The sequence below is a fragment of the Allobosea thiooxidans genome, from assembly GCF_900168195.1.
GTDB lineage: Bacteria > Pseudomonadota > Alphaproteobacteria > Rhizobiales > Beijerinckiaceae > Allobosea > Allobosea thiooxidans.
The window spans coordinates 110415-131669 of record NZ_FUYX01000004.1 but is presented as its reverse complement, the minus strand read 5'-3'; the positions used below and the strand labels follow the sequence as shown (position 1 = coordinate 131669).

The following is a 21255-nucleotide window of genomic DNA, read 5'->3' as shown; positions in this document are numbered from 1 at the left end:
CACCCGGTTCCGCTCCCGGCGAATCCCGTCCAGATCGCCGCGCATCCTTCCGGATGCGGAAAAAGTGATCTATGTAGTTGTTTTCGCATCGGATTTTTCCGAGAAGTGGATTCCACTTTTCGGTTCGATGCTATAGACCAGCCGGAACGAGGCGCCAGACGCCATCGCGCATGCAGCCGGAGATCGAGACAGTGCCGTCATCGGGGATCGCTTCCACCCTTCCGCTTGCGGGCTTCTCCGAAGCCGCCGACCGCTTCGACCTCTGCCTCTGCGATGTCTGGGGCGTGGTCCATAACGGGGTCGCCGCCTATCGCGAGGCCGTGGCCGCGCTGATGCGCATGCGCCAACACGGGATCAGCGTCATTCTCGTCACCAATGCGCCGCGCCCCAGCGAAGTCATCATCGGTCAGCTCGACGGCTTTAGCGTGCCGCGCGAGGCCTGGGACGGAATCGTCACCTCGGGCGATGTCTGCCGGTCGCTGATCAGGGCGCGCGCCGGCGAGCCGATGTTCCGGCTCGGTCCCGATCGCGACCTGCCGCTGATCGCCGGGCTCGACGTGCGCGAGACCGGGCCGGAGGCGGCGGCCTATGTGCTCTGCACCGGGCTCTTCGACGACGAGAAGGACACGGCGGCGACCTATGCCGAGCTGCTCGCCGGCTTCGCAGCACGCGGGCTGCCGCTGATCTGCGCCAATCCCGATCTCGTCGTCGAGCGTGGCGGGCGCATCATTCCCTGTGCCGGCTCGGTCGCGCTCGCCTATGAGGAGATCGGCGGGCAGGTGATCTATGCCGGCAAGCCGCACCGGCCGATCTACGAGGCCGCGCTGGCGGTTGCCGAGGAGAAGCGGGGCGCGCCGATCGCCGTCGACCGGATCTGCGCGGTCGGCGATGCGATCCGGACGGATATCGCCGGCGCGGAGGGCTTCGGGGCGGCGGGCATCATGGTGCTCGCCGGCATCCATGCCCAGGATCTGATGGAGGCCTCCTGGGAAGAGCGCCACGGTTGGTTCGGCCGGCAGACGCATCGCCCGGCCTATGCCATGCCGCACCTGGTTTGGTGAGGGCGATCTGGCCTTTTGTCAGCGCATCGGATGCACCCGGAAAGTGGATTCCACTTTTCGATCCGATGCCTCAGGCGGCGGCGCAGACCGATTCGATCTTGGTCTTCAGGGTCTGCGCGTTGAACGGCTTGACGATGTAGTTGCTGACGCCGGCCTTCTTGGCGGCGATGACGTTCTCGGTCTTCGATTCGGCCGTGACGATGATGAAGGGCGTTTCCGACAGGGCGGTTTCCTCGCGCACCTTCTGCAGCAGCTCGAAGCCGCTCATCGGCTCCATGTTCCAATCGGAGATGACGAGGCCGTATTTCTTGTCGCGCATCTTGGCGATCGCGGCCGTGCCGTCCGAGGCGTCGTCGACATTCTCGAAGCCGAGCTGCTTCAGCAGGTTGCGGATGATGCGGATCATCGTCTGGTAGTCGTCGACCACCAGGATCGGCATGGACGGATCGAGAGCCATTGCGATGCTCCAGGCAGTGCGGTTGCGGCGCCGGGACATCCCGCTGCCATGCCGCCTGTGCGGGGCGGCCTCCACGTGTCTCCGGTGATAGCCTTGGCGCGTTGCGAACCGGTTAATCCGATAGCGAACTGACGCAAGGGCACGATGACGCGCCGCACCAAAGTCCAATTGCGATCATATCGCAGTTGCGAGATGATGAATCGGATCGATGACAGGAGGGCTGTGGTCTTCAGGCCGCACGAAAGACCATGACAGTTCAGCCGATGCCCGGCACGCTCTACACCGTCCACGCCTTCGAGGATCTGACGCTCGGCCAGAGCGAAAGCCTGATGCGCACCGTCATGGAGCGCGACGTCGCGCTCTTCGCGGAGCTCTCGGGCGATGCCAATCCGATCCATCTCTGCGACCATTACGCGGCCGGCACCAAGTTCGGCCAGCGCATCGCCCATGGCATGCTGACCGCGAGCCTTGTCTCGGCGCTGCTCGGCACGCGGCTGCCCGGTCCGGGGGCCGTCTATCTGTCGCAGACGCTGACCTTCCTCGCGCCCGTCAAGATCGGCGATGTCGTCACCGCGCGCGTCGAGGTGGTCGAGCTCGTCGGCGAACGCCGGCGGGTTCGCCTGTTCTGCGAATGCCTGGTCGATGGCAAGGCGGTGATGGAGGGCGAGGCCTGGGTGGCGATGCCGCCGAAGCCGAAATCTTGAGGCCCCCTGGGGGCGTTTCGGGCTGGTCTCTTCCGCGCCCGAGGCGCACCTGCGCCCTTGACGCCCCGGCCGCCTTCGCCGCAAACACGGCCCATCGCCCGGCTTCCTCGGGCAGACGGACGTTCTTTATCGATGTCATTCCAGTCCGATGCGCCGTCCTCGCGCCCCGAGCCGGCAGCGGTGGTCCTCGACCTCGACAAGCCGTTTCCCGCCGACTGGCGCGGCGCGGTGCTGGCGCTGGGCAATTTCGACGGCGTCCATCGCGGCCATGCCGAGCTCGCCCGCGCGGCGGGCGTCATGGCGCGCGATCTCGGCACGCGGCCGGCCGCCTTCACCTTCGAGCCGCATCCGCGCAGCGTCTTCCGGCCGGAGGAGCCGGTCTTCCGGCTGACGCCGCCGCAGCTCAAGCTCGAATTGCTGGCCGAGGCCGGCCTGGGCCAGGTCTTCGTCCTGCCCTTCGACCGCGACATCGCGGCGATTCCCGCCGAGCGCTTCGTCGACGATCTGCTTTTCGGCAGGCTCGGCGCGGCGGGTCTGGTCTGCGGCTACGACTTCCACTTCGGCAAAGGCCGCACCGGCTCGCCCGAGATGCTGCAGGCCCATTGCCTGGCGGCCGGCGTTCCACTCCGGGTGGTGCCACCCTTCGCCTGGCAGGGCGAGGCGGTGTCCTCGACGCTGATCCGTACCGCGCTGGAGGAGGGCGACGTCGCCCGCGCCGCGGATTTCCTCGGGCGGCCCTGGTTCGTCCGCGGCCTCGTCGCCCATGGCGACAAGCGCGGCCGCGAGCTCGGCTATCCCACGGCAAACATGCAGCTCGCACGCGACTGCCGGCTGCGCCACGGCATCTACGCCGTGCGGATGCGGATCGACGGCGCCTGGCATGACGGCGTCGCGAGCTTCGGCCGCCGCCCGACCTTCGATGACGGGGCGCCGCGGCTGGAGACCTTCGTCTTCGATTTCGACGGCGATCTCTACGGCAAGCGCGTCGATGTCGCCTTCGTCGGCTGGCTGCGCGGCGAGGCGAAGTTCGACACGCTCGAGGCCCTGATCGCACAGATGGACGCCGACAGCGCCCGCGCGCGCGACATCCTGGCGGGAACGCCGCCCTTCCTTCCGTAAGCCGCGCCTGCTAGAAGCCCCTCATGCCCGCAGAACGCGCCATGCTGATCGATCTTTCCCGGCGAATTACGGGCCCGGCTGCCGCCTCGCGCTGAACCGCGCGGGCGCTTGCGCAGTCCGGGTTGAAGACCGCTTTTCCCGTTTCAAATGCGGATGCGCCGGGGCCTGACAGAGCCCGCCGTCCCGATTGTCCGAGCCGGAACATGACCGACAAGACGAAGACTGCCGCTGCCGCCGCCGACGGCGTCGATTATTCGCAGACGCTTTTCCTGCCCCAGACCGAGTTCCCGATGCGGGCCGGGTTGCCGCAGCGCGAGCCCGAGCTGCTCGCTCGCTGGGCGAAGATCGAACTCTACCGCAAGCTGCGCGAGGCCGGGCAGGGGCGGGACCGCTTCGTCCTGCATGACGGCCCTCCCTACGCCAACGGCAACATCCACATCGGCCATGCGCTGAACAAGGTGCTGAAGGACCTCGTCACGCGCTCGCAGCAGATGCTGGGCTACGATTCCAACTACGTGCCGGGCTGGGACTGCCACGGCCTGCCGATCGAGTGGAAGATCGAAGAGCAGTACCGCGCCAAGGGGCTGAACAAGGACGATGTGCCGGTCGTCGAATTCCGCAAGGAATGCCGCGCCTTCGCCGAGCACTGGGTCGATGTCCAGCGCGAGGAGTTCAAGCGCCTCGGCGTCGAGGGCGACTGGGCCAATCCCTACCTGACCATGGCCTATCCGGCCGAGGCGCAGATCGCCCGCGAGATCATGAAGTTCGCCGAGACCGGCCAGCTCTATCGCGGCTCCAAGCCGGTGATGTGGTCGGTGGTCGAGAAGACCGCGCTGGCCGAGGCCGAGGTCGAGTACGAGGAGCACACCAGCGACACGGTCTATGTCGCGTTCCCGGTCCTGGCTGCGCCGGGGCCGCTTGCGGGTGCGTCCGTCGTCATCTGGACGACCACGCCCTGGACCATCCCGGGCAACCGCGCGATCTCCTATCACCACAAGATCGCCTATGGCCTCTACAAGGTCACGGCCGCGCCCGAGAACAACTGGGCCAAGGTCGGCGCGACCTACATCCTCGCCAAGAATCTCGCCGAGAGCGTCTTCAAGGCCGCCAAGGTCGAGGCTTTCGAGCTGGTCGCCGACGTTGAGGCCGATCAACTCGCCGGTCTGGCTGCCGCCCATCCGCTGCGCGGCCAGGGCTACGATTTCGTCGTACCGCTTCTCGACGGCGATCACGTCACCGACGATGCGGGTACCGGCTTCGTCCACACCGCGCCGGGCCATGGCCGCGAGGACTTCGACATCTGGATGGCGAATGGCCGCATGCTGGCCGAGCGCGGCATCGAGACCCGCATCCCCTACACCGTCGACGCCGATGGTCGCTTCACCAAGGAGGCGCCGGGCTTCGAGGGTGCGCAGGTCATCACCGACAAGGGCGAGAAAGGCAACGCCAACGACGTCGTCATCAAGGCGCTGGTCGAGGCCGGCAACATCATCGCGCGCGGCCGCCTGAAGCACCAGTATCCGCATTCGTGGCGCTCGAAGAAGCCGGTCATCTTCCGCAACACGCCGCAATGGTTCATCGCCATGGATAAGCCGATCGGCGAGGCCGGCGCGCCCGATGCGGCCGATCCGAAGCCGGTGGCCGGCGGCAACACCGATACGCTGCGCAACCGCGCGCTGAAGGCGATCAAGGAGACCGAGTGGGTTCCCGCCGCCGGCGAGAACCGCATCACCGGCATGATCGCCAACCGGCCGGACTGGGTCGTCTCGCGCCAGCGCGCCTGGGGCGTGCCGATCACCGTCTTCGTCGAGAAGGAGACGAAGGCGATCCTGGTCGATCCCGCCGTGAACGCCGCGATCGCCGAGGCCTTCGAGGCCGAGGGCGCCGACGCTTGGTTCACCGATACGGACGGCGCCCGCTTCCTCAAGCCCTATGGCTATGATCCGGCGCTGTACGAGCGCGTCACCGACGTGCTCGACGTCTGGTTCGACTCCGGTTCGACCCATGCCTTCACGCTGGAGAAGCGTCCGGATCTCGCGACCCGCCGCGTCGTCGATGGCGGAAGCGACAAGGTGATGTATCTCGAAGGCTCCGACCAGCATCGCGGCTGGTTCCATTCGAGCCTGCTGGAAAGCTGCGGCACGCGCGGCCGCGCGCCCTACGACATCGTCCTCACCCATGGCTTCTGCCTGGACGAGAAGGGCGAGAAGATGTCGAAGTCGAAGGGCAACGTCACCGCCCCGCAGGACGTCATCAAGGATTCCGGTGCCGACATCCTGCGCCTCTGGGTGGCGGCGGCGGATTATTCCGACGATCTGCGCATCGGCAAGGAGATCCTCAAGACCTTCGTCGAGACCTATCGCAAGCTGCGCAACACCATGCGCTGGATGCTCGGCACGCTCGCACATTTCAGCGAGGAGATCCGTGTCGCCAGCCCGCAGACCATGCCGGAGCTGGAACGGCTGATGCTGCACCGGCTCGCCGAGCTCGGCCCGCAGGTTGAGGAAGCCTATCGCACCTACGACTACAAGAAGGTCGTGTTCCTGCTCTCGCAGTTCATGAACACCGAGCTTTCGGCCTTCTATTTCGATGTGCGCAAGGACGCGCTCTATTGCGATCCGCTCTCCAGCCATGTCCGCAAGAGCGCGCTGACGGTGGTCGACCATCTCTTCCGCTGCCTGACGACCTGGCTCGCGCCGATCCTGGTCTTCACTGCCGAGGAAGCCTGGCTCGAGCGTTATCCGGCCGAGAAGGTGGGCGAAGGCTCGGTGCATCTCGAGCGCTTCGCCGAGGCGCCCGAGAGCTGGCTCGATCCGGAGCTGGCCGAGCGCTGGGCCAAGATCCGCCGCGTGCGCCGCGTCGTCACCGGCGCGCTCGAACTGGAGCGCGCGGCCAAGCGCATCGGTTCCTCGCTGGAGGCCGCCCCGCAGGTCTTCGTCTCCGATAGCGATCTCTACGCCGCCCTGTCGGGTGCCGATCTCGCCGAGATCAGCATCACCTCCGGCATCCGCGTCGAGAACGGGGAGGGGCCGGCCGACGCCTTCCGTCTCGCCGAGGTGCCGGGCGTCGCGGTGGTTCCGCATCGCGCCGCCGGCATCAAATGCGCCCGCTCCTGGAAGTATTTCGACGCCGCCACGGCCGATCCGGCCTATCCGCAGGTGACGCCGCGCGACGCCAGGGCCCTGAAGGAACTCGGGGTGCGCGCCTGATGAACCCGGCCCGACGCCTCGGCCTCGCCACGGTCCTGATCGTCTTCCTGGCCGATCAGGCCCTGAAGTGCTGGCTGCTCTATGGCGTCGGTCTCGCCGAGAACGGCCCCTTCGATCTCGCCCCCTTCCTGACGATCGTGCTCGCCTGGAACCGGGGCATCTCCTACGGGCTGTTCCAGCAGGGCACCGATCTCGGCCGCTGGTTCCTGGTGATCATCTCCTTCGTGGCGGCGATCTGGCTCTGGCGCTGGATGTGGCGCAGCCACGACAGGTTGACGGTGCTGAGCCTTGCGCTGATCATCGGCGGCGCGCTCGGCAACGGGCTCGACCGGGCCTTCTACGGCGCCGTCGTCGATTTCGTGCATTTCCACTGGGGCAACTTCAGCTGGTACATCTTCAACATCGCCGATGTCGCGATCGTTGTCGGCGTGGTCGGGCTCCTGTATGAGTCCTTCCGGCCGGCTGGGGAAAAGACAGCCGAATGACGGTTCTGCCATCCTTTCGCCGCTCGGCTATGTTTGAGGCGGTCGTAAGATCGTCCAAAGGGAGATTTGATATGGCGCGACGCATTCGCGTGACGCATCTGCTGCTCGCCGGCGGTCTCGTGCTCGCTGCGCAGCCCGCCTCGGCTCAGGACGGCATGCTGTTCTACAACCTGATGCAGGGCGTGTTCGGCAAGGGCGACGGGGCCGACATCGACTATCGCGCCCGCGCGCCTCTGGTGGTTCCGCCGAACTCGACGCTGCCGCCGCCGCAGGAGCCCGCCAGTGCCCGCAACGCCGCCTGGCCCAACGATCCCGACGTCCAGCGTCGCAAGGACGAGGCCAACCCGGCGCCTTACGTGCCGGCGCTCGGCGTGCGCAACAATCCGATGATGTCGGCCCAGGAAGTCCGCCGCGGCCGGACCACGCGCGCCGCCGCGAGCGGGCACAACGGCACCGAGGAACAGACCAACTACAACAACCAGATCCAGCCGATCCGCCTCGGCCGCGAGCTCGCCGCGCGGCAGAACCAGGTCGACGCCGAGGCGCTCGCCTATGGCAGCGAGCCGCCGCGCCGCATGCTGACCGAGCCGCCGGTCGGCTATCGCCGTCCCGCCGCGACGGCGTCGGTCGGTCCGGGCGCCAGCGGACCGGTGGAGGACAAGCAGGCTCTCGGCCAGCGCGAATTCGTGACCGGGCAGGGCCCGGTGATGCAGCGCTGACCGCCGCCGGCTCGGCCGGGCCTCGCGGCCCTTGCCGAACCGACCGGGCCTGACCAAGTTGTTATCCGGGGCGGGCGCGTCGCGCTCGCCCCTTTTTCGTCGCTCACGGAGGCGGTGTCCGGTGAACATCCATGCGCGCCAGCAGGGTCTGGCGGAGCCCGTCGAAACCTTCCGGCTCGCCAACGGCCTCGACGTCGTCGTCGTCAGGGACCCCAGGGCGCCGGTCGTCACGCACATGGTCTGGTATCGGAACGGCTCGGCCGACGATCCGGCCGGCAAGTCGGGCATCGCGCATTTCCTCGAGCATCTGATGTTCAAGGGCACCGAGCGCTGGCCGGCGGGCGAATTCTCCAAGATCGTGGCCGGCTTCGGCGGCCAGGAGAACGCCTTCACCTCCTTCGACTACACCGCCTATTTCCAGCGCGTGCCGAAGGAGCATCTGCGCGCGATGATGGACTACGAGGCCGACCGGATGACCGGCCTCTCCTTCGACGAGAGCGTGGTCGCCCCCGAGCGCGACGTGGTGCTGGAGGAGCGGCGCATGCGCGTCGATGCCGACCCCGCCGCCCAGCTGGGCGAGGAATTCTCCGCCTCGCTGTTCTTCCACCATCCCTACGGCACCCCGATCATCGGCTGGGAACACGAGATCGAGCGCCTGAGCCGGGATGACGCCTTCGCCTATTACCAGCGCTTCTACACGCCGGAGAACGCTATCCTCGTCGTCGCAGGCGACACCAATGCCGCCGAAGTGCGCGCCCTCGCGGAGGAGAGCTACGGCAAGATCGCGGCCCGCGGCGCGGCGCCCGTCCGCAGCCGCCCGATCGAGCCCGAGCCCCGCGCGTCGCGCCGCGTGCAGCTAAACGACCCGCGCGTCCAGCAGCCTTCGCTGCGCCGCGGCTGGCTGACCCCGACCTACACCGCCGGCGAGCGCGAAGAGGTCTTCGCCCTCGAGCTGGTGGCGGAGATCCTCGGTGGCGGCACGACTTCGCGGCTCTACCGCAGGCTCTGCGTCGAGGACGAGCTGGCCGCCGGCGCCAACGCCTATTTCATGGGCTCGATGGTCGACCGCGCCGCCTTCCAGCTTTCGGCCAGCCCGCGCCCGGGCGTCGAGATGGCGGCGATGGAGGCCGGGCTCGATGCGGCTCTCGCCACTTTCCTCGCCGAGGGACCCACAGAGATCGAACTGGCGCGGGCCCGTACCCGGCTGGTGGCGGAGACGATCTTCGCCCGCGACAGCCAGTCCTCGCTCGCGCGCATCTTCGGCTCGGCGCTCGCGGTCGGCGAGACCGTCGAGGACGTGCTGGCCTGGCCGCAGCGCATCGAGGCGGTCGGCCGCGATGCGGTGGTCGAGGCGGCGCGCCGCTATCTGAAGCCTGATCGCAGCGTCACCGGCTTGCTGCTGCCCGCCTGACCCTGCCGTCTCACCGAACGGGCGGGTGTCATGCCCCGCCGACAGGAAGCGACATGAACGCGCCGATTCCGACACCCAAGCTCAACACGGCGGGCCCCGCCATCAACGTCCAGACCGTCCGCTCCCCGGGCGGCGTCGAGGCCTGGCTGGTCGAGGAGCACAGCCTGCCGCTGATCGCCGTCGATTTCGCCTTCGACGGCGGCACCAGCCGCGATCCCGAGAACGGCGCCGGCAGCGCCTATCTGGTCTCGGGCCTGCTCGACGAGGGCGCCGGCGATCTCGACGCCGAGGCTTTCCAGGGGCGCATGGCCGATCACGCCATCAGCCTCGGCTTCGATGCCCGCCGCGACGATTTCCACGGCCAGCTGCAGACCCTGTCGAGCCATCGCGACACGGCCTTCGAGCTGCTGGCCCTGGCGCTCAACCGGCCGCGTTTCGATGAAGACGCCGTCGCCCGCGTCCGCGCCCAGATCATCGCCGGCCTGCAGCGCCAGGCGAAGAACCCCGAGGTGATGTGCCGCAACGCGCTTTATGCCGCGGCCTTCCCCGGACACCCCTATGGCCGGCCCGAGAAGGGCGACGTCGACAGCGTTTCGAAGCTCGAGGCCTCGGCGCTGAAGGCGCTGACGCCGACGCTGCTCGACCGCGCCGGGCTGAAGGTCGTCGTGGTCGGCGACATCACCGCGGCCGAGCTCGCCGGGCGCCTCGATCTGGTCTTCGGCGGGCTGCCGAAGGGGCAGGAGCGTCCGCGCCCCGTGCAGCCGCTGCCGATCCAGGGGCTCGGCCAGACCCATGTCATCGATCTCGACGTGCCGCAGACCGTGCTGCGCTTCGTCGGCCCCGGCCTGATGTGGCACGATCCCGGCTTCATCCCGGCGAGCGTGCTCAACCACATCCTCGGCGGCTCGGCCTTCACCTCGCGGCTGTTCATGGAGGTGCGCGAGAAGCGCGGCCTCGCCTATGGCGTCTCGTCCAGCCTGATGCCGCTGCGCGAGAGCGCCATGCTGGTCGGCGGCACCGCGACCCGCAACGACCGCGCCGCGCTCGCGATGCAGGTGATCCGCGAGGAGATGGCGAAGCTCGCCGCCGAGGGACCCACCGAGCACGAGGTCGAGGAGGCCAAGCGCTATATCGTCGGCTCCTATCCGCTGCGCTTCGACACCTCGCCGAAGATCGCCGGCGAATTGCTGCACCTCGCCTTGCGCGGCTACACGCCCGACTATCTCGCCCGCCGCAACGAGCTCTTCGCGGCCGTGACGCTGGCCGATGTCAAGAGTGCGGCGGAGCGCCTCTTCGGCAACCCGGACCTGCTCGTCCAGGCGGTTGGCAAGCCGGCCGGGCTGGTCTGAAATAGCCTTCTTCTTCTGTCGCTACGGATAGGGTTCATGCTCCAGCAAAGCTTCGATCTCGCGCTCGAATCCAAGGTCGGAAAAGGGGGCATCCCCGACGCGGCCTTCGAGAAGGCGCTCGCCGATCTCGGTCCCGCGCTGGCGAAGCTGCAGGGCCAGGCCAGGGACGGCTCCCTGCCGCTGCTGAAACTGCCGAGCGACACCGCCGATCTGGCGCCCGTGAAGGCGGCGGCCGAGCGGCTCAAATCCGGCGGCGCCACCGATGTGCTGGTGCTCGGCACCGGCGGCTCCAGCCTTGGCGGCCAGACGCTGGCGCAGCTCACCGGCTACGGCATCGCCGGCCTGTCCCAGTTCGCCTCGGGGCCGCGCGTCCACTTCATCGACAATCTCGATCCGGCCACCTATGCGGCGCTGCTCGCCAGGCTGCCGCTCAAGACGACGAAATTCGTCGCGATCTCGAAATCGGGCGGCACCGGCGAGACGCTGCTGCAATCGATCGCGGCGATCGAGGCGCTGCGCGGCGCGCATCTGACCGATCAGCAGATCGGCGCGCATTTCCAGGGCCTTTCCGAGCCGGCGAAACCCGGCAAGCTGCATGCGCTGCGCGCGCTGCTCGAGCCCTTCGGCACGCCCTTCCTCGAGCATCACACCGATGTCGGCGGCCGCTATTCGGTGCTGACCAATTGCGGCCTGCTGCCGGCCGCCGTCCTCGGCCTCGACATCGAGGCGCTCAGGCTCGGCGCCGGCCGGGCGGTGGCGCCGCTCTTTGCCGGCAAGGGCGTCCGTGAGACGCCGTCGGCGGTCGGCGCCGCGCTGCATCTCGCCGCCATGCGATCGGGCAAGAACATCGCCGTGCTGATGCCCTATGCCGACAAGCTCGCTCTGCTCACCCGTTGGTGGATGCAGCTCTGGGCCGAGAGCCTCGGCAAGGACGGCCAGGGCACGCAGCCTGTCGGCGCGCTCGGCCCCGTCGACCAGCACTCGCAGCAGCAGCTCTATCTCGCGGGGCCGAAGGACAAGTTCTTCACCGTCGTGACGACCGGTGTGAAGGGCAAGGGCCCGCAGATCGACGCCGGTCTCGCGGAAAAGATCGGTCAGGCCGATTTCGCCGGCAAGACCATCGGCGACATGGTCGCGGCGCAGGGTATCGCCATGATCGACACCTTCGCCAGAAACGGCTGCGCGGTCCGTCGCTTCCATGTCGAGCATATCGACGAGACCAGCCATGGCGAGATGCTGATGCATTTCATGCTGGAGACGATCCTGACTGGCTACGCCATGGGCGTGGATCCCTTCGACCAGCCGGCCGTGGAGGAGGCGAAGCTCCTCGCCAAGAGCTATCTTGCCGAAGGGCGGGCTTGAGCCGCGGTTTTCCGGTAGAGGCGCGTCATGCTCGGGCTTGACCCGAGCATCTCATGACACGAAGGCTCGGGAGTCTCTTTCGGCAAGAGATTCTCGGGTCTGCGCTTCGCTCCGCCCGAGAATGACGAGCTTTATCGTCCTATGACCACCAGAGCGCCATGACCGTCCGCCGCCTCGATCCCATCCTGGTCGACCGCATCGCCGCCGGCGAGGTGATCGAGCGGCCGGCCGCGGCCGTGAAGGAGCTGGTCGAGAATGCGATCGACGCCGGTGCCCGCGCCATCGGCGTCACCATCGCTGCGGGCGGGCGCGAACTGATCCGCGTCGTCGACGACGGCGCCGGCATGACGCCCGAAGACCTCGCCCTCGCCGTCGAGCGCCACGCCACCTCGAAGCTGCCGGATGGCGACCTCTTCGCCATCGGCACGCTCGGGTTCCGCGGCGAGGCGCTGCCCTCGATCGGCTCGGTCGCGAGGCTTTCGATCGCGACGCGCCGGCACGACGCGCCGCAGGGCTCGGGGCTCGTCGTCGAGGCCGGAGAGAAGGGCGTCGTCCGCCCCGTCGCCGCCGCGCCCGGCACGCGTATCGAGGTCAGCGACCTCTTCATCTTCACCCCGGCGCGGCTCAAATTCCTGAAGAGCGACCGGGCCGAGGCCCAGGCCGTCTCCGAGACGCTGCGGCGCCTCGCCATCGCCCATCCGGATATCCGCTTCTCGCTCGAAGGCGAGCATGCCGGTGCCTTCGACTGGCCGGCGGAGCCGATCGGGGAGGAGGGGCTGCTGCGCCGCCTCGGCCGGGCGCTCGGCCGCGATTTCCCCGAGAACGCGCTGAAGATCGACGCCGAGCGCGAGGGTTTCCGCATCGACGGTTTCGCCGGGCTGCCGACCTATCATCGCGGCACCTCGGCCGGCGTGCATCTCTCCGTCAACGGCCGGCCGGTGCGCGACAAGTTGCTGCTCTCGGCCGTGCGCGGCGCCTATGCCGACGTCCTCCCCTCCGACCGCCATCCGATGCTCTTCCTCGATATCGGCTGCGATCCGCGCTCGGTCGACGTCAACGTCCATCCGGCCAAGAGCGAAGTGCGCTTCCGCGATCCGGCGCTGGTGCGCGGCCTCGTCGTCTCCGGCCTGAAGGCGGCGCTCGCCGCCGCCGGCCACCGCGCCACCACCACGGGCGGCGCCCGCACGCTCGACGCCTTCCGCGCCGTGTTGAGCATGGGCGGCGGCGGCAACGCGATCCCGCGCCCGAGCTTCCCGCAGGCGCCTTCCTGGAACGCGCCGGCCCCGGTCTCTGCGAGCACGCAGCAGCCCGGCTTCTCGGATTTCGCCGCGCCTTCGGCGGACGCCCGCGCGCATCTCGCCGAACCTTCCACGGAGGCGCTCGACCGGCCGCTCGGTGCCGCTCGGGCACAGGTCCACGAGACCTATATCGTCGCCCAGACCCGCGAGGGTGTCGTCATCGTCGACCAGCACGCGGCCCATGAGCGGCTGGTCTATGAGCGACTCAAGGCTGAGCGCGCCCGCAACGGCATCGCCCGCCAGCCGCTGCTGCTGCCGGAGGTGGTCGAGCTCGATCCGGTCGATGCCGATCGGCTGATCGCGGCCGGTAGTGAGCTCGAAAGCCTCGGCCTCCTCCTCGAAGCCTTCGGGCCGGGCGCGGTGCTGGTGCGCGAGGCGCCGAGCCAGCTCGCCGGCGGCAATCTCCAGCGCCTCGTCCGCGATGTCGCCGATGCTCTGGCCGAGCACGGCACGGCCGGCTCGCTGGAGCGCCGGCTTGACCATGTGCTGGCGACTATGGCCTGCCACAACTCGGTCCGCGCCGGCCGCCGCATGCGCCCCGAGGAGATGGATGCATTGTTGCGCGAGATGGAGATCACGCCGAATTCCGGCCAGTGCAACCATGGCCGCCCGACCTATGTCGAATTGAAGCTCAGCGATATCGAGCGGTTGTTCGGGCGGCGGTGAAGCTTAGGTGGGTCGGTAGAAGCCGGAGTCTATGTTCCTCAGGATGAAGCTGGCCTCCGCCGCTTGCGGGTACCACTTTGAATCGACGATGGCCTGGAGTCCCTGTCGAGCTGCGATGTAGTCGACCCGGAGATTGGCTTGTGCTGCGCTCAGGCGAACCTGCATGTTTGGATGACCAAACAGCTTCTTGAGAACATGTCTCTGATCGCCGAGACGGGATTTGAGTTCATTTTCCAGATCGTTGACCTTCCAGAGTAATCGATTGGCCCGATTGTTCTCATTGCGCTCCATGGCGTCGTACTGCTCGATGCAGAGATGCTCGAATTCTGCTACGATTTCAGCGTTTGAAAGGGATCCGAGTTTCTTTCCGCGCTTCATTTGAGCGCTCCGAAATCACGCAGCACCTGATGGCGGAATTGTGCGTGCTCGGACCAGTCTCCGCCGCGGAGATAATTGCGCGGTGTCTGCATTCCGAGACTCTTGTTTGGCTTGTTGTACCACCCTGTGATCTCATGGTGTTTGTATCGCGGAATACTGACCACGTTGTCTACGCCGTCGACGGTGGAGAGCGGAAAGCCTTCACGCAATCCCGCGCCCTGCTCGACGATATGGTGGTGGTCATAGCCCCGGTCGGCGTTGGCCCGCATGCTGCTGCAACTCCGCCAGCGATTTCGGCTCGTCCTGATAGGAGCGGATCGAAAGGCCATTCGGTATAAAGCCAGTGACCCGCCTCGATCGCTGTGATGACGGCGCCGATCGGACCAACTCGCCGCAGAGCCTGACGCGCGATCGTCTTTGCTAGCGCCTTCGCGGCCTGGATCTTCGATGATTTATCTTTGAGCGCGTCCTTGTTCGGATCGAGCGTCGGGCCGCCATTGTCGCCGATGCCCGGGTTGCCGACTCTGACCGGAGCCCTCGCCGCCGGCCCATTGTCCGCCCTCCGGGCTACCTGCGGGCACGCGCGGCTGGTCTGGATTGAAGCCGCCCTTTTCGACGAGAGCCTGCAGGCGAGCGAGGGCGCGCATCATGCGCTCGCCCGCGCTTTGGCATGCAACGGCACGGCGGCGGGCCATCAGGGCGCGCCCGCAAGGTTCGATGGATCGTAGGATTGGCATCCGGCGCTTGGTCTCCGCGACGGATACGGAGATGAAGCGCGAATTGGGCGCCCGGGATAAGTCCGTAGCTGATGCGAGCGGCGCGCGCCGTCTATCCAGCCCGCAAAATTATGACCTGAGTCTCGCCATAGGCCCGCCGCTCCAGCTCCTCGAAGCCATCAGGCAGGCTGATCTCGGCGTCCGCCGCCTCTTCCAGCACGATCAGCGCGTCCGGTTCCAGCCAGCCGCCTGCGCGGGCCGAGACCAGCGCCTTCTCGCCGAGCCCCTTGCGATAGGGCGGATCGCAGAAGACGAGGCCGAAGGGGGCCATGCCGGAGATCGGGCCGAGCTTCGTCGCGTCGCGGCGGAAGATGCGGCTGAAGCCGGCGAGGCCGAGCGCCATCTGGTTTTCGCGGATGACGCCGCGCGCCTCCGTGCCGTCATCGACCAGCAGCGCGAAGCCGGCGCCGCGCGAGAGCGCCTCGAAGGCCAACGCGCCGGTGCCGGCGAAGAGGTCGAGCACGCGCGCGCCCTCGATCGCATCGCCATAGGCATGGACGAGGACGTTGAACAGGGATTCGCGCAGGCGGTCCGAGGTCGGCCTGATGCTGCCGATCCCCGGCTTCGGGCCGGCCAGGGGCCGGCCGCCCAGGCGTCCGCCAACGATCCGCATCGCTTAGCCGCGCTTGCCGCCGCCGCGCGGGCCGCTGCCGCCCGGTCGCGGTCCCTTGCCGCCGCCCGGCCGCCCGCCGCCGGGCTTTCCGCCAAAGGGGCGTCCGCCGCCGGCAGGCCGTTCCGAGGAACGGGCGCCAAAGCTCTTGCCGCCGAAACCTTTGCCCGCAGGCTTGTCACCGAAGCCACGGCCGCGCGGCCTGTCCTCGGCCGCATGTTCGCGGGTACGACGGAGTGGGCGTTCCGTCGCCTCGTGGCTCATGCGCTCCGGCCGCTCGCCGCGGGCCGGGCGTTCCGGCCGGGGCTCGCCCGTCGCGCGGCCACGCTCATGGCGCGGCAGCCGGTCGGGCCGGCGCCCGCGTGCCGGGGCCTCTTCCTCACGGGCAGCTGCGCCGACACGCTCGACCAGCACGCGCCGGCCCTTCGGGTCGGCGATCGGCGTGTCGCGGCGGCGCTTCACCTCGCCGGCGGCCTCGCGCTCCTGCCGTTCCAGCTTGGGGTCGGCTCCGCGGCGCGGCGGCGCCTTGCGAGCGCGCTGCGGCTCGGTCTCGGCGTCGCGCCAGACGGTGCGGGTCCACGGCTTGTCGCCGCGCAGCTCGCGTACGGCCTCGCGGCGCGCCTCGTGCTGGTCCTCGGCGGCGTCGCGGCGTCGACGGGGCCGGTCGTCGCCCGCCGGCGCCGGGCGCGGCGCGGTCGGCAGGGCGTCGCGTCGCGGCGATTCGAAATCGGCGCCGGCCTTGGCGGCGAGATCGGTGCCGAGCTGATCCTGCAGCACGCGCGAGCGGACCTCGTCGGCCTCGCCCTCCTCGAGATCGCCGAGCTGGAAGGGACCGAAGGAGACGCGGATCAGCCGGTTCACCGTCAGCCCGAGATGCTCGAGCACGGTCTTGACCTCGCGGTTCTTGCCCTCGCGCAGATCGACCGTCAGCCAGGTGTTGAAGCCCTGCTGGCGTTCGAAGCGGGCAGTCACCGGCCCGTACTGGATGCCCTCGATGGTGACGCCGTCCTTCACCGTGTCGAGCACGTCCTGCGTCACCTCGCCGAAGGCGCGCACGCGGTAGCGCCTGAGCCAACCGGTTTCCGGCAGCTCCAGCACCCGCGCCAGCCCGCCATCATTGGTCAGGAGCAGCAGGCCTTCGGTGTTGATGTCGAGCCGGCCGATCGAGAGCACGCGCGGCAAATCCTCCGGCAGCGCGTCGAAGACGGTCGGCCGGCCTTCCGGGTCGAAATTGGTCGTCACCAGGCCGCGCGGCTTGTGATAGAGCCAGAGCCGCGTGCGCTCGCGGGCGGGCAGCGGCTCGCCATCGACCAGCACCACATCCGTCGGCTTGACGTCGAAGGCCGGGCTTTCCAGCACCGTGCCGTTCACGCTGACGCGGCCCTCGGCGATCATCGCCTCGCTGTCGCGGCGGGAGGCGACGCCGGCACGCGCCATCACCTTGGCGATGCGCTCCGGCTCCTCCGCCGTGATCAGCTTGCGCTCGGGCGCGGCCTCGCGCGGGCGACGTGGCCGGTCCTCATGGCCGGCCGCCCCCTCGAAGCGCGGCGGGCGCGGGCGCGAAAAACGCTTCTCGCCATCGCGGCCCTCGCCACGCGGGGCGCGGCCGGGACCGCCCTCGGCCCTGTCGCGGGCCGGGAAGGGACGATCGCCCGTCCTGGCCGGGCGCCGGGGACGGTCGTCGCCCGAACGCTCGCGGAAGACGCGGCCTTCGCCTTCGGCCTTGAAGCGGGCCGGCCTGTCTGCGTCGAAGCGGCGCGGACGCGGGGCCTCGCCCTCGGCGCCGCGTTCGAAGCGGCGGGCGGGGCGCTCGTCGCCGCCGGAATGGCCACGGAAGGGCCGGCGCTCGCCCTCGCGGGCGGGGCGGTCGTCACCGGCCGGGCGGCTGCGAAACGGCTTGCGTTCGCCGTCGCGCGCGGGGCCACGGCCTTCGCCGCCGCGGCTGCCGAAGCTCTTGCCGCCGCCGAAGCTCTTGCCACCCGAACCCTGGCCACGGCCGCCGGCGCCGCCACCCTTGCGCGGGCCGCGGCCTCTGTTGTTGTCGTCGTCTTTCATGACTGCTCCTGAGCCGGCCGAGCACATCCGCTTTGCGGGAAGGGGCTGGCTCGCTTATTCGCTATGACCGGCGCTTGTAGCAGAGGCTTTTCCTCGCTGCGAGCGCCAAAGCAGGGGTCCATGATGTCGAAGCCGCAACCATCCTCCGCGCCCGACGCGATGGCGCTCGCCTTCGACGAGGCGAAGGCCGCTGCGCGACGCGGCGAGGTGCCGGTCGGTGCGGTCGTGCTGCGCGACGGCGTGGTCCTCGGCCGCGCCGGCAACCGCACGCTGGAGCTGAAGGACCCGACCGCCCATGCCGAGATGCTGGCGCTGCGCGGCGCTTGCGAGGCGATCGGCAGCGAGCGGCTGATCGGCTGTGACCTCTACGTCACCCTCGAACCGTGCCCGATGTGCGCCGCGGCGATTTCCTTCGCCCGGATCAGGCGGCTCTATTTCGGCGCGGGCGACCCGAAGGGCGGCGCCGTCGAGAACGGCGTCAGGCTCTATGAGAGCCCGACCTGCCATCATGTGCCGGAGGTCTATGGCGGCTTGCGCGAGACCGAGGCCGCGGCGTTGCTCAGGGAGTTCTTTCGAGAGCGGCGTTGATCCTTGCCCTCACTCTCCGGCGCAGCGCAGCGAAGACCCGAGAAGCTCATGACGAGAAGGCGCTGGTTTCCGAGATGCTCGGGGCAAGCCCGAGCATCTCGGCGGAAGCGTGCGCTCACGTATCCGAAGAGGTGATGCCGAATTTCTGCGCGAGCTGGGCGCGGTCCATGCAGGAGACGTCATAGGTCACCTGCCGGCCCTTGAATTCCGGGCGCTTGCCGAATTCCCTGGTCATCGAGCGGGTGATGTCGTCGATCCGCGCTTCGCAGGCCTGGACGGAGGTGAAGTCCATCTCGCTGACCCGGTTGGTGGCGCAATGTGCTTCGCCGGCGACGCAGGCCATGATGACCATGGTGAAGGCATCCATGCAGGCGCTCCTGTTGCGGCCGGTCGAGGCTGCGCTCCTATGGTTAGCGCTTGGTTAAGACCGGCGATGTGCCCCCGCGCGTCTTTAAGCGAAATGCGGGCTGTCAGGCAAGGCTGCGCCAGCTCAGATAGGCGCCGAGAGCCAGCAGGCCGGCGAAGAAGCTGGCCTTGAAGGTGGCCGCCGAGATGCGGCTGCGGATGAACTGCCCCGCGCTCATGCCGATCAGCGCCGGGGCGAGGGCGAGCAGGGAGTGCCAGGCGACGGAGCCGTTCAGCGCGCCGGCGCCGATCAGACCGAAGGAGAGCGCCAGCGTCGAGACGATGAAGGAGATGCCGAGCGCCTGCACCAGCTCGTCCTTGTCGAAGCCTAGCGCCTGCAGATAGGGCACGGCCGGCAGCACGAAGACGCCGGTCGCGGCGGTGACGACGCCGGTCGTCGCGCCGATCACCGGGCCGAGCCAACCCTCCCAGGCCGGCGGGACACGCAGCTTCGCGGCCTTGAGCCCGACCACGGCGTAGAGCACCAGAGCCAGGCCCAGCCAGAGCGTCGCCGTGCCGTCCTTCTCCTGCTGCAGCAGCCCCGCGCCGGCCCAGGTGCCCAAGCAGATGGCGGCGAGCATCGGCCAGAGCCGGCGCAAGGTCGCGGTCAGCTTCGGGCCGGTGGCGATCTGCCAGCCATTGGTGACGAGATTGGGCACGACCAGCAGCGCCGCGGCTTGAGCCGGCGCCATCACCACGCCGAGGACGCCGACCGCAATGGTCGGCAGACCGAGCCCGATCACGCCCTTGACGAAGCCGGCGAGCACGAAGGTCGCGGTGATGAAGAGGAGGAGAGTCGTGTTGTCCATGCCCTGCTTGTGGCATCGCCCGCGGCGGCTGTCGCGGCCGGATGCTACGGTCGGCGCCGTAGCGTTCCCGCTTGCGGCGCCGCGGCGATGGCGCATCATGCGGCGATGAGCACGCCGAGCACCTATTCCGGTCCTTATCTGGCGGAGATCGCCCATCTGATGGGGGATCCGGCCCGCGCGAACATGCTGCACGCGCTGATGGATGGCCGCGCGCTGACGGCCAAGGAGCTCGCCTGGATCGCCGGCGTCGCGCCGCAGACGGCGAGTGGCCATCTCGCCAAGCTGATGCAGGGCGGGCTGATCGCGGTCGCGGCGCAGGGGCGCCATCGCTACTATCGGCTGGCCGGGCCGGAAGTGGCGACTGCGCTGGAAGGTCTGATGGTGCTTGCCAATCTGGACGGGACGAGCCGGCGCCTGCCCTCCCGCGTCGGCGCCGAGCTGAGCGAGGCCCGCACCTGCTACGACCATTTCGCCGGCCGGCTCGGCATCGGCATCCATGACGCGCTGCTGGCCGGCGGCCATCTCGCGGTCAGCGAGGGCGGCTACGCGCTGACAGCCTCGGGCAAGGTGGTCTTCGCCGGATTGGGCATCGATCCCGACGGCGGCGGAAAGAGCCGTCGCGCGGCGCTGCGCCCCTGCGTGGACTGGAGTGAGCGCCGCCCGCATCTCGCCGGCCATCTCGCTGCGGCGCTGGCCTGCCGCTGCTTCGAGACGGGCTGGGTGCGCCGCCGCAAGGACAGCCGCGCCGTCATCCTGACGGAGGAGGGCCGGGCGGTGCTCGGCGCTGCGCTCCCCGGTTTCCGCTGCGATGCGCCGGAGCCGGTCAGCCCGCGGCGGAGAGAGCCCGCTCCAGCGCTCGCTTGACCTCGTCCTTGATCGGTTCCGCCGCGGCGAGGATCGCCCTCGCCTTGAAGAAGTCGAGCCCGCCGATGCGGTCTGCGCCGGCCCGGATCAGGATGTCGGGCGGCTGGCGCTCGACCATGCGCTGGACCAGCGTGCGGGTCAGGATCTGCGAGGCGCCGACGATCGCCTCCATCGCGCCGGGAATGCGCGTGTCGCTGGTTGCCGTCGTCGGTGCGCTGACATCGACGGCGAAGACGATGCGGCCGGGCGCCAGCAGCTCGCGATAGGGCAGGGGATCGATGGCGCCGCCGTCGATCAGCACACGCCCGCCGAGCGCCACCGGCCGCACCAGCCCGGGGATGGCGAGCGAGGCGGCGACGGCCGGCGTCAGCGGCCCGTCGGCCAGCACGACCTCGGCATGGCGATGATAGTCGGCGGCGATCGCCGTGAAGGGGATTGCCAGCTCCTCGAAGCGATCGGGCACCGCTTCCGGCCAGAACAGGTCGAGCAGCCGCTCGCCATCGATCAGGACCGGGTTGCCGAGGCCGCGCACGAGATCGGCAAGCTTGCCGACGCGGCAATCGAGCAGGCGCGCGATGACCCGCGCCCGGTCACGGAATATCGCCAGCACATGCTCGCGCAGCTCCCCGCCGGAGATCCCGGCGGCATAGGCCGCGCCGACGATGGCGCCGATCGAGCAGCCGGAGATGTGCGCCGGCTTGAGGCCGAGTTCGTCGAAGGCCTCCAGCACCGCGATATGGCTCAGCCCCCGCGCCCCGCCGGCGCCGAGTACGAGCGCGATGTCGGGTGCGCCGCCCGGGCTGCGGTCCGACTCGGGATCTGTCTTCATCTCAGCTGACATCGAAGCCGCCATTCCGCGCAGGCCGCGAGCCCGAGCCCGGAACCCATGAACACGACGCGGCTTCATCGTCATTGCGAGGAGCGAGGCGA

The 21255-nt window shown here is 69.0% G+C and carries 20 protein-coding genes; 12 read left to right on the top strand and 8 right to left on the bottom strand.

Annotated features, from left to right (window positions below; genetic code table 11):
* Nucleotides 1–170: 170 nt before the first annotated feature.
* On the top strand, nucleotides 171–1061 hold the full coding sequence (locus B5Y19_RS08865) for a TIGR01459 family HAD-type hydrolase (RefSeq protein ID WP_079591356.1): 891 nt from the start codon (nucleotides 171–173) through the stop codon (nucleotides 1059–1061).
* A gap of 70 nt (nucleotides 1062–1131) precedes the next feature.
* On the opposite strand, the gene B5Y19_RS08860 is transcribed toward B5Y19_RS08865, so the two are convergent.
* On the bottom strand, nucleotides 1132–1518 hold the full coding sequence (locus tag B5Y19_RS08860; RefSeq protein WP_055727653.1) for a response regulator: 387 nt from the start codon (nucleotides 1516–1518) through the stop codon (nucleotides 1132–1134).
* Nucleotides 1519–1766: 248 nt separating this feature from the next.
* Between B5Y19_RS08860 and B5Y19_RS08855 the strand changes: the two genes are divergently transcribed.
* The 9 genes from B5Y19_RS08855 to mutL all read left to right on the top strand — a co-directional run bounded on the left by B5Y19_RS08855 (nucleotide 1767) and on the right by mutL (nucleotide 13840).
* A complete protein-coding gene (locus B5Y19_RS08855) occupies nucleotides 1767–2222 on the top strand; it encodes a MaoC family dehydratase (protein ID WP_244555537.1) in 456 nt (151 codons plus the stop codon).
* Nucleotides 2223–2354: 132 nt separating this feature from the next.
* Entirely contained in the window at nucleotides 2355–3341 is a 987-nt protein-coding gene (locus B5Y19_RS08850; protein WP_055727655.1) for a bifunctional riboflavin kinase/FAD synthetase, read from the top strand.
* A 203-nt stretch (nucleotides 3342–3544) separates the two neighbouring features.
* Entirely contained in the window at nucleotides 3545–6550 is a 3006-nt protein-coding gene (gene ileS, locus B5Y19_RS08845; protein WP_079591355.1) for an isoleucine--tRNA ligase, read from the top strand.
* Nucleotides 6550–7035 (top strand): signal peptidase II, encoded by a 486-nt coding sequence (gene lspA, locus B5Y19_RS08840; RefSeq protein WP_055727657.1) that lies wholly within the window; start codon nucleotides 6550–6552, stop codon nucleotides 7033–7035. Before ileS ends, lspA begins: the two co-directional genes overlap by 1 nt.
* A 71-nt stretch (nucleotides 7036–7106) precedes the next feature.
* Nucleotides 7107–7754: a hypothetical protein gene (locus B5Y19_RS08835; protein WP_055727658.1), complete on the top strand. Its 648-nt coding sequence runs from the start codon at nucleotides 7107–7109 to the stop codon at nucleotides 7752–7754.
* Between the two features lie 121 nt (nucleotides 7755–7875).
* Nucleotides 7876–9165: a M16 family metallopeptidase gene (locus B5Y19_RS08830; protein ID WP_244555536.1), complete on the top strand. Its 1290-nt coding sequence runs from the start codon at nucleotides 7876–7878 to the stop codon at nucleotides 9163–9165.
* Nucleotides 9166–9218: 53 nt separating this feature from the next.
* The gene (locus B5Y19_RS08825) at nucleotides 9219–10514 is read left to right on the top strand and encodes a M16 family metallopeptidase (RefSeq protein ID WP_055727660.1); all 1296 of its coding nucleotides are present in this window, start codon (nucleotides 9219–9221) and stop codon (nucleotides 10512–10514) included.
* 36 nt (nucleotides 10515–10550) lie between these two features.
* Entirely contained in the window at nucleotides 10551–11876 is a 1326-nt protein-coding gene (locus B5Y19_RS08820) for a phosphoglucose isomerase-related protein (RefSeq protein WP_055727661.1), read from the top strand.
* Nucleotides 11877–12034: 158 nt separating this feature from the next.
* A complete protein-coding gene (mutL, locus tag B5Y19_RS08815; RefSeq protein WP_055727662.1) occupies nucleotides 12035–13840 on the top strand; it encodes a DNA mismatch repair endonuclease MutL in 1806 nt (601 codons plus the stop codon).
* A gap of 3 nt (nucleotides 13841–13843) precedes the next feature.
* On the opposite strand, the gene B5Y19_RS08810 is transcribed toward mutL, so the two are convergent.
* The 4 genes from B5Y19_RS08810 to B5Y19_RS08790 form a co-directional block, all read right to left on the bottom strand.
* Nucleotides 13844–14218 (bottom strand): DUF2019 domain-containing protein, encoded by a 375-nt coding sequence (locus tag B5Y19_RS08810; RefSeq protein ID WP_055727663.1) that lies wholly within the window; start codon nucleotides 14216–14218, stop codon nucleotides 13844–13846.
* Nucleotides 14215–14487 (bottom strand): hypothetical protein, encoded by a 273-nt coding sequence (locus B5Y19_RS08805; protein WP_055727664.1) that lies wholly within the window; start codon nucleotides 14485–14487, stop codon nucleotides 14215–14217. The genes B5Y19_RS08810 and B5Y19_RS08805 overlap by 4 nt, the downstream gene beginning before the upstream one ends.
* A 559-nt stretch (nucleotides 14488–15046) precedes the next feature.
* A complete protein-coding gene (gene rsmD, locus B5Y19_RS08795; RefSeq protein ID WP_055727666.1) occupies nucleotides 15047–15607 on the bottom strand; it encodes a 16S rRNA (guanine(966)-N(2))-methyltransferase RsmD in 561 nt (186 codons plus the stop codon).
* Between the two features lie 3 nt (nucleotides 15608–15610).
* Nucleotides 15611–17659 (bottom strand): pseudouridine synthase, encoded by a 2049-nt coding sequence (locus B5Y19_RS08790; protein WP_079591354.1) that lies wholly within the window; start codon nucleotides 17657–17659, stop codon nucleotides 15611–15613.
* A 123-nt stretch (nucleotides 17660–17782) separates the two neighbouring features.
* Between B5Y19_RS08790 and B5Y19_RS08785 the strand changes: the two genes are divergently transcribed.
* A complete protein-coding gene (locus B5Y19_RS08785) occupies nucleotides 17783–18247 on the top strand; it encodes a nucleoside deaminase (RefSeq protein ID WP_139384347.1) in 465 nt (154 codons plus the stop codon).
* Between the two features lie 115 nt (nucleotides 18248–18362).
* On the opposite strand, the gene B5Y19_RS08780 is transcribed toward B5Y19_RS08785, so the two are convergent.
* Together B5Y19_RS08780 and B5Y19_RS08775 are read right to left on the bottom strand one after the other, a co-directional pair.
* The gene (locus B5Y19_RS08780; RefSeq protein ID WP_055728500.1) at nucleotides 18363–18614 is read right to left on the bottom strand and encodes a hypothetical protein; all 252 of its coding nucleotides are present in this window, start codon (nucleotides 18612–18614) and stop codon (nucleotides 18363–18365) included.
* 103 nt (nucleotides 18615–18717) lie between these two features.
* Nucleotides 18718–19461, bottom strand: coding sequence for a sulfite exporter TauE/SafE family protein (locus tag B5Y19_RS08775; protein WP_055728499.1), 744 nt, complete (start codon nucleotides 19459–19461; stop codon nucleotides 18718–18720).
* 105 nt (nucleotides 19462–19566) lie between these two features.
* On the opposite strand from B5Y19_RS08775, the gene B5Y19_RS08770 reads away from it, so the two are divergent.
* Complete coding sequence (locus tag B5Y19_RS08770; protein ID WP_079591431.1) at nucleotides 19567–20325, top strand: ArsR/SmtB family transcription factor; 759 nt, start codon at nucleotides 19567–19569, stop codon at nucleotides 20323–20325.
* Here B5Y19_RS08770 and B5Y19_RS08765 read toward each other — a convergent pair.
* Nucleotides 20285–21154: a patatin-like phospholipase family protein gene (locus B5Y19_RS08765; RefSeq protein WP_079591353.1), complete on the bottom strand. Its 870-nt coding sequence runs from the start codon at nucleotides 21152–21154 to the stop codon at nucleotides 20285–20287. The genes B5Y19_RS08770 and B5Y19_RS08765 overlap by 41 nt on opposite strands.
* Nucleotides 21155–21255: the final 101 nt, after the last annotated feature.

Coding starts and splice junctions, on each gene's coding strand:
- B5Y19_RS08820 (WP_055727661.1), top strand. CDS start 10,551: ATGCTCCAGCAAAGCTTCGATCTCGCGCTCGAATCCAAGGTCGGAAAA.
- B5Y19_RS08855 (WP_244555537.1), top strand. CDS start 1,767: ATGACAGTTCAGCCGATGCCCGGCACGCTCTACACCGTCCACGCCTTC.
- B5Y19_RS08805 (WP_055727664.1), bottom strand. CDS start 14,487: ATGCGGGCCAACGCCGACCGGGGCTATGACCACCACCATATCGTCGAG.
- B5Y19_RS08770 (WP_079591431.1), top strand. CDS start 19,567: ATGAGCACGCCGAGCACCTATTCCGGTCCTTATCTGGCGGAGATCGCC.
- mutL (WP_055727662.1), top strand. CDS start 12,035: ATGACCGTCCGCCGCCTCGATCCCATCCTGGTCGACCGCATCGCCGCC.
- B5Y19_RS08810 (WP_055727663.1), bottom strand. CDS start 14,218: ATGAAGCGCGGAAAGAAACTCGGATCCCTTTCAAACGCTGAAATCGTA.
- B5Y19_RS08785 (WP_139384347.1), top strand. CDS start 17,783: ATGTCGAAGCCGCAACCATCCTCCGCGCCCGACGCGATGGCGCTCGCC.
- rsmD (WP_055727666.1), bottom strand. CDS start 15,607: ATGCGGATCGTTGGCGGACGCCTGGGCGGCCGGCCCCTGGCCGGCCCG.
- B5Y19_RS08780 (WP_055728500.1), bottom strand. CDS start 18,614: ATGGATGCCTTCACCATGGTCATCATGGCCTGCGTCGCCGGCGAAGCA.
- B5Y19_RS08825 (WP_055727660.1), top strand. CDS start 9,219: ATGAACGCGCCGATTCCGACACCCAAGCTCAACACGGCGGGCCCCGCC.
- B5Y19_RS08775 (WP_055728499.1), bottom strand. CDS start 19,461: ATGGACAACACGACTCTCCTCCTCTTCATCACCGCGACCTTCGTGCTC.
- B5Y19_RS08835 (WP_055727658.1), top strand. CDS start 7,107: ATGGCGCGACGCATTCGCGTGACGCATCTGCTGCTCGCCGGCGGTCTC.
- B5Y19_RS08850 (WP_055727655.1), top strand. CDS start 2,355: ATGTCATTCCAGTCCGATGCGCCGTCCTCGCGCCCCGAGCCGGCAGCG.
- B5Y19_RS08790 (WP_079591354.1), bottom strand. CDS start 17,659: ATGAAAGACGACGACAACAACAGAGGCCGCGGCCCGCGCAAGGGTGGC.
- lspA (WP_055727657.1), top strand. CDS start 6,550: ATGAACCCGGCCCGACGCCTCGGCCTCGCCACGGTCCTGATCGTCTTC.
- ileS (WP_079591355.1), top strand. CDS start 3,545: ATGACCGACAAGACGAAGACTGCCGCTGCCGCCGCCGACGGCGTCGAT.
- B5Y19_RS08765 (WP_079591353.1), bottom strand. CDS start 21,154: ATGAAGACAGATCCCGAGTCGGACCGCAGCCCGGGCGGCGCACCCGAC.
- B5Y19_RS08860 (WP_055727653.1), bottom strand. CDS start 1,518: ATGGCTCTCGATCCGTCCATGCCGATCCTGGTGGTCGACGACTACCAG.
- B5Y19_RS08865 (WP_079591356.1), top strand. CDS start 171: ATGCAGCCGGAGATCGAGACAGTGCCGTCATCGGGGATCGCTTCCACC.